The organism is Rhodovulum tesquicola (assembly GCF_024128855.1).
Lineage (GTDB): Bacteria > Pseudomonadota > Alphaproteobacteria > Rhodobacterales > Rhodobacteraceae > Rhodovulum > Rhodovulum tesquicola.
The window spans coordinates 1-5,721 of sequence record NZ_JAMYDV010000045.1 but is presented as its reverse complement, the minus strand read 5'-3'; the positions used below and the strand labels follow the sequence as shown (position 1 = coordinate 5,721).

Annotated in this window: 6 protein-coding genes and 4 pseudogenes; 4 read left to right on the top strand and 6 right to left on the bottom strand. The window is 62.8% G+C overall.

The genetic code is table 11. The features are described 5' to 3' along the window. Positions 1-414: 414 nt before the first annotated feature. From NHN26_RS17140 to NHN26_RS17120, 6 genes and pseudogenes are all read right to left on the bottom strand, one after another. Entirely contained in the window at positions 415-612 is a 198-nt protein-coding gene (locus NHN26_RS17140; protein WP_153749726.1) for a CsbD family protein, read from the bottom strand. Positions 613-832: 220 nt separating this feature from the next. After that, a complete protein-coding gene (locus NHN26_RS17135; protein ID WP_132696666.1) occupies positions 833-1,273 on the bottom strand; it encodes a DUF1523 family protein in 441 nt (146 codons plus the stop codon). Positions 1,274-1,553: 280 nt separating this feature from the next. Next, positions 1,554-1,703, bottom strand: a pseudogene (locus NHN26_RS17725) (IS30 family transposase); the annotation flags it as partial. Beyond that, positions 1,702-1,926, bottom strand: a pseudogene (locus NHN26_RS17130) (Mu transposase domain-containing protein); the annotation flags it as partial. The pseudogenes NHN26_RS17725 and NHN26_RS17130, both read right to left, overlap by 2 nt. Before the next feature lie 2 nt (positions 1,927-1,928). Next, a pseudogene (locus tag NHN26_RS17125) lies at positions 1,929-2,342 on the bottom strand (phage-derived protein YdaY family protein); the annotation flags it as partial. Continuing rightward, positions 2,342-2,545, bottom strand: a pseudogene (locus NHN26_RS17120) (phage tail tube protein); the annotation flags it as partial. The pseudogenes NHN26_RS17125 and NHN26_RS17120, both read right to left, overlap by 1 nt. Positions 2,546-2,575: 30 nt before the next feature. Between NHN26_RS17120 and NHN26_RS17115 the strand changes: the two are divergent. The 4 genes from NHN26_RS17115 (at position 2,576) to NHN26_RS17105 (ending at position 5,652) form a co-directional block, all read left to right on the top strand. Then, positions 2,576-3,745, top strand: coding sequence for a hypothetical protein (locus tag NHN26_RS17115; protein ID WP_253090522.1), 1,170 nt, complete (start codon positions 2,576-2,578; stop codon positions 3,743-3,745). A gap of 180 nt (positions 3,746-3,925) precedes the next feature. Further along, positions 3,926-4,267: a phage head-tail joining protein gene (locus NHN26_RS17720; RefSeq protein ID WP_435594221.1), complete on the top strand. Its 342-nt coding sequence runs from the start codon at positions 3,926-3,928 to the stop codon at positions 4,265-4,267. 2 nt (positions 4,268-4,269) lie between these two features. Further along, the gene (locus NHN26_RS17110) at positions 4,270-4,602 is read left to right on the top strand and encodes a capsid cement protein (protein WP_253090521.1); all 333 of its coding nucleotides are present in this window, start codon (positions 4,270-4,272) and stop codon (positions 4,600-4,602) included. Positions 4,603-4,989: 387 nt separating this feature from the next. Next, positions 4,990-5,652, top strand: a complete 663-nt coding sequence (locus NHN26_RS17105; RefSeq protein ID WP_253090520.1) for a tyrosine-type recombinase/integrase — start codon at positions 4,990-4,992, stop codon at positions 5,650-5,652. Positions 5,653-5,721 lie beyond the last annotated feature (69 nt).

Sequence of the window (5,721 nt, the reverse complement as noted above, 5' to 3'; positions counted from 1 at the left end):
CCACGCCAAGTGAACTGAGAAACTCCGTCATAGTCTCCATGGAGAAACTCCACCCCTGTTAGCCAACAGAGACGGACTCGCAGAACGGAAAAATCACAGGAAGGTGGGGGCAAAACACCGTTTACGGGCCAATGCGTGCGCGTTCAGAAGCATGAGGCAGTCGATCCGCCGCGCCGCTTGACCCGCGGCACCGGGAGCCGGGCTTTCAGACCATTGTGGCCGGGCTGGTGGTCGCGGCGTGCAAAAAGGGCAGCCTTTGCTGCAGGTCGCGTGGCGGGCCGCCGCGACAACCGCACTCGTCCCACGCGGCGCACCCGCGGTCGCCTCTGCCGGTTCCGGGGTGAACGGAGACCGCCCTGCCCGCATGTGCAGGCAGGGCGGCAGGCTAGTGTCAGTGCATGAAGGACCGTCAGATCATTGGCCTTTCAGGAATTCGTCCACCTCTTTCTCGGCGACCTCGCGAGTCTTGCCGTAGCGCGACTGGATCAGCCCTACTAGTTGTTCGCGATTTCCCTCGACCTGGTCGACCTCGTCATCGGTCAGAACCCCCCACGCCTCGCGCACGCGGCCCTTGACCTGCTTCCAGTTGCCTTTCAACTCGTCCATGTTCATCACGTTCTCCTTTCAGATGTTCTACTGGATGTTCAACGCGTGACACCGTTCGACGTTCCCGGCTGCTTGCGGAAAAAATCGCGCAGCCCGGTGTCAGAGACCAGTGTCGGTGCCCGAACCACCGGCCGCGTCCCCGGGAAGCGGGCACACAGACCGACCACCCGGGATCCCGCCGATATCGCCCTGGCCCCTGGACACCCCAGGGCGCGACGTGCGGACGTCAATCGGCTCCGTTCACCTCACTTTCTACGGAGGTGTCCTCCTCCTCCTTCTCCGTCGAAACCGACAGGCAGCGCGCGGGCGCGTCGATGGAGGTCGCGTTCGGAAACATGTCGAGGAAGGGAATGCGCAGTCCATAGCCGTTCACGGTGACGGCCTCCTCGGGGCAGGCGACGGAGACACGGCTTGCCACCGCCTGCAGGTCCGCGGAACCGAACTTGAAGTAGGGTGGAAGTAACCCCGCATCCTCGTTCACGAAAACTAATGTCTCCGATGTGCCGGCGTGGATGGTCTCGATGTGATACTGGATTTCCTGCCCGTCGCCCGTGGTGCCGGTGATCTGCACCTCCCAGGAATCGGGTCCCCAGCGGATCCAGACGGCTGCCAGGACGACCACCACGATCAAACCCAGAATGATCCTTGCCTTGTTTCCCGGTATCATGACTCCGTATCCTTGAACTGTGACCGGGCGCGCTCGACGGCATGCTGACCGCCCCCGACGTCATGTGAATGCGAACCCAACGTCCGGAACGGGATTCGGTTCCATCCCCGAACGCCGCAGGGACGGCGCGCCGCGAACCCGTACAGAGCGCGCCCGCCCGAGTCCTCAACATCAAGCAGGCGCGAATCTCTCCACTCTTCCACGATCCGCCCCGGTCGGCGCTAACATGCGTCAACCTGCGCCGATGTCAGTCGACTTCGGTAACGCTGACTTGGCGGTCTCAACCGGTCGTCGCTACATGGGCAGTTTCGGCGTTCTTGAACACCGCGTCCAGTGCTTCCGCCGGGGTTCTCCACCCAAGGGTTTTTCGAGGACGCCCTTTAAGTGCGGCAGCAACCGCTTCCATATCATCGGGACCGTGCAGGCTGATCACCAACGAGGCGACCATCCTGCCGGATCTCGATGCGTTCGGCATAGGCCCGGATCTCGACCGGACGACCGGCCGCGCTGGCCATCACCGAGTATTTGTTGTTGTCGAACCGCACGAGGCAGGTCTTGGACACGGCGGCTGGCACGGAATGGAAGCCGTCGAAGCGCCCGGCATAGGGCACGAGTTGCGGGCGTTCCGCCTCGAACACCTCCCACACGGTCCGTCAGGCCTGCGCGCAGGCTTCGCAGTAGCGCTCGCCCCCGCCGAAGGACCATTCGGCGAGAGCGCGGAGGCGTTTTTTTCCTGTTCCAGCAGCAGGCCCTTGGAGACGTAGGTCAGCTGGAACGCCTCGAAGATCGGCCAGATGTCGAGCAGCGCGTCGACGGACTCGTGGCTCGGATCGAGCGCGTTGCCGTCGGCATCGCCGATGCCCTCCCAGGCGAGCACCGCCCGCCGCGCCAGCGCCTTGGCGAAGGCAACGGCGCGTTCCTCGTCGGAAGCCTTCTCAGGCACCGCCTCGACGGCGGGATCACTGCGCGTCGCGACCATCAGGGCGGTCGTCAGCGGGCGCAGCTGCACCCGGACGCCGGGCGCGAGGTCATGCCAGCGCAGCGCGTTGGTCAGGTCGAGCGTCAGCATCAGTACGTCTCCACATCGTTCACGAGGGTTGCGGTGCACATCCGGCCGACCACGCTGTCGCGCGCCGCTTGCCAGTCGAACGTCGCCTGGACGCCCTGCGGCCCGGAAATCTCGATCCGCGGGCGCGGCAGGTAGACGGCATGCACCGTGAAGGTGAAGCTCTCGCCCGAGGGCAGGACGTAGGCGAACTCCACGGTGACAGGTCGGTCTTTCGGCGTCGCCCCTCCAACGAAGTGGTAGTCAACGATCCGGAGCGTGACCGTCTCGCCCTCATCTATCGCAACCGGCTCGAGTTCGCGGTCGGCCACGGAGTGTCTGTTCACGCGGATACGACGCCCGAGGAGCCGACGAAGGCGCATCGCGTCAGAACCGAGATCATCCCGCGCTACGAAGTCGCTGTCACCGAAACGCCCGGCCTCGATCCTAGGGATCGTCCAGCCATGCGGCGCATGGTCGACGAGGGCTGGCTCGACATGACCCGGCTAGCAGAGATGGCGCCGGACAACGACCGCAACAAGGCGGGCATCGCTTCGCCTGCACAACTGACCAGCTGCCCTTGGTGCGGTTCGGAGATCTCTGGTGGTCGCGACATCGAGATCGACAGGGTCGCCGGCAGGACGCTGATCCACTGCGGCGACAAGCTGGGCAGCTGCGATTTCTCGAAGGCGAAATCCAGCAGACAGCCTCACCCGGGGCTTCCCGTGAAAGTCGTAGACGAGGAAATCTATCACCGCCCGCCGACGATGATGATCGCGACCGTGGACAAGTTCGCGATGATGGCCTGGCGCCCCGAGGTCCGGAACCTCTTCGGCCGCGTCGAGCAAGAATGCGGACGCCATGGCTTGCTCTGGCCGAGCCACGACTGTGGCACCGGCCACCGAGCGAGGGGGGCATATCCGGCCGCCAGTGTGAAGCCGGTCAGCGCAATCCGACCACCAGATCTGATTATCCAGGACGAGTTCCACCTCATCAGCGGTCCGCTGGGCACCATGGTGGGTCTCTACGAAACGGCCGTCGACGAGCTGAGCAGCTGGGCACTGGGCGACAAAAAGGTTCGCCCCAAGGTCGTCGCGTCCACCGCGACCGTGCGGCGGGCTGATGATCAAGTTCGCAATGTTTTCATGCGCCGTATCTCGGTGTTCCCGCCTTCGGGCCTGGACGTCGAAGACAATTTCTTCTCGGTCCAGAGACCCATCGGCGAGAAACCCGGCCGACGGTATATGGGCGTCTGTGCGCCCGGCAGCTCGCGTCCTGCGGTGCTGATCAGGACCTACACGGCGTTCCTGACCGCCGCGCAGGCGCTTTTCGACCGGTTCGGCCCGGTGGCGGACCCCTACATGACACTCGTCGGCTACTTCAACTCGTTGCGAGAACTCGGCGGCATGAAGCGGTTATGGGGGTGAAGTCTGTTTGTCATCAGAGACTACCGGCAGGCTCCTGGCTCGTTTCGAACGCTGCCGCCGGACTTGGGGATCGGCCGCCACCGAGCCGTCCTTCTGACCGTCCTGCGCCTTCGTGTCAGTCTCCGCCACCGGATTATCTCGCGAACGGGACGACGCCATGAGCCCGGCAACCCATTGGAAATGCGAGGATGTTTCACGCCGTCCCGTGGCCGTCGAGGGGCGCTCGAAGAGAGACGCAGGCCATTCGGAGAACCGCCCGTCAAGCTGGGCAATGCTGCCGGCAAGAAATGGGTGCGCCTTCAGCTATTTGTCACATCCCGCGTGATTATACGGTCGTTTCTTGAAGATGTCCGGCCTTTGCCGCTGCCAGTCCTTCAGAGCGTCGACAGCAACGGCGAGTCTGTCTCCTACAAGTCGGACTCGGAAATGGCACGGGCGCTCGCTGCGATCGATGCCGAGATTGAGTCGATGCACAGGCGCCCTGCCTCTCGCATCCTTCCCCAAACATCGAAAGGACTCTGAACATGAAGAACTTTGAACAAGCCGGATCGAACCTGACGATCCCCGCACCCGCTGCCGTGGTCTCTGGCGGTGTTGTCATTGCTGGCGAAATTCGGGGCATCGCTGCCGGATCCGCCGCGATCGGCGCCAAGGTTGACGTTGTGACCACGGGAGTTTTCCGGCTGCCCAAGGTCGCAGCTGACAACATCACATTGGGCGCTGCCGTCTATTATGACGCCGGCGAATCCTTGGTTACGATCGACGACGCCGAAGGCGCGAACGTCAAACTGGGCGTTGCCGTCGAAGCTGCGGCCGCGACGACCGGCAGTGTTGCCGTTCGCCTGTCGGCGTTCTGAACCGATGCAGAGCCAAGCCCGCCAGCCTTCGCAAGTGATACAACCGCCGTTCCGGCGCGGATTATCGCGAGCCGAGGCGGCGGGCTACATCGGAGTCAGCCCTTCCACCTTCGACAAGCTGATTGCCGCAGGCGAGATGCCTGGCCCCAAGCGTATATGCAGCCGGAATATCTGGGACGTGCGCGCTTTGGACTTGGCGTTTGAAGCTCTTTCGGGCGACGGTTCAGATCCCGAAAGCAATGATTGGGACGAAGCATGAAAACTCTGCGACGACCGCCCAAATACTGCCAAGGGTTTGAAGACCGACATGGCAGAATCCGTTGGTATTACCGCCGGCCTGGCTTCCCGCGAAGCGCGCTTCCGGGTCTGCCGTGGAGCCCGGAATTTATGGCAGCATATGAGAAGGCCGCAGCCGGCGAAAAGCTAGGGGCAGGCAAGAGCAAGACCGTTGCCGGGAGCGTTGCCGCATTGGTCGCGAGTTTCTACCGAACAAGCGACTTTGTCGGCCTTGGCGCGTCCACCAAGACAACTTATCGCGGCATCATTGAACGCTTCCGCACGGAACACGGCGACAAACGAGTTGCCCACATGCAGCGCAAGCACGTGCAGAAGATCATCAGCGACAAGGCTGCAACTCCTGCCGCTGCGAACAACATGCTTCGGATGATCCATCTTCTTATGCGCCATGCCGTTGAGCTTGGCTGGCGCGGGGACGATCCGACACAAGGCGTTCGCAAGATCAAGAACAAGACCGCCGGATTCCTCACATGGGAAGAGGAACATATTGAAGCATTCGTAAGGCATCACCAACCGGGCAGCCGTGCACATCTGGCGCTGTCGCTCATGCTCTACACCGGGCAGCGGCGCAGCGACGTCGTGCGCATGGGTCGGCAGCACCTTCGCAATAGTGTCCTGTCAATCACTCAACAGAAGACCGGTCAGGATGTTCACATTCCGCTTCATAGTGAACTTCGGTCGATCCTCGACACCCTTCTGAGGTGGTCCCCGTTTTCTGGACAGATTTGCGGCGTTGCTAAGCTTGCCTGTTGATCATGCCGCCGCCTTCAGGTCTTGGCCCTGATGGGCCTCAACCGGTGTCCTTCCGCCAAGCGCCGAATG

Excerpts from the sequence above, each read along its gene's own strand:
- NHN26_RS17140 (WP_153749726.1), bottom strand. The coding sequence starts at position 612 with ATGAACATGGACGAGTTGAAAGGCAACTGGAAGCAGGTCAAGGGCCGC.
- NHN26_RS17135 (WP_132696666.1), bottom strand. The coding sequence starts at position 1,273 with ATGATACCGGGAAACAAGGCAAGGATCATTCTGGGTTTGATCGTGGTG.
- NHN26_RS17720 (WP_435594221.1), top strand. The coding sequence starts at position 3,926 with ATGCGAGGATGTTTCACGCCGTCCCGTGGCCGTCGAGGGGCGCTCGAA.
- NHN26_RS17110 (WP_253090521.1), top strand. The coding sequence starts at position 4,270 with ATGAAGAACTTTGAACAAGCCGGATCGAACCTGACGATCCCCGCACCC.
- NHN26_RS17105 (WP_253090520.1), top strand. The coding sequence starts at position 4,990 with ATGGCAGCATATGAGAAGGCCGCAGCCGGCGAAAAGCTAGGGGCAGGC.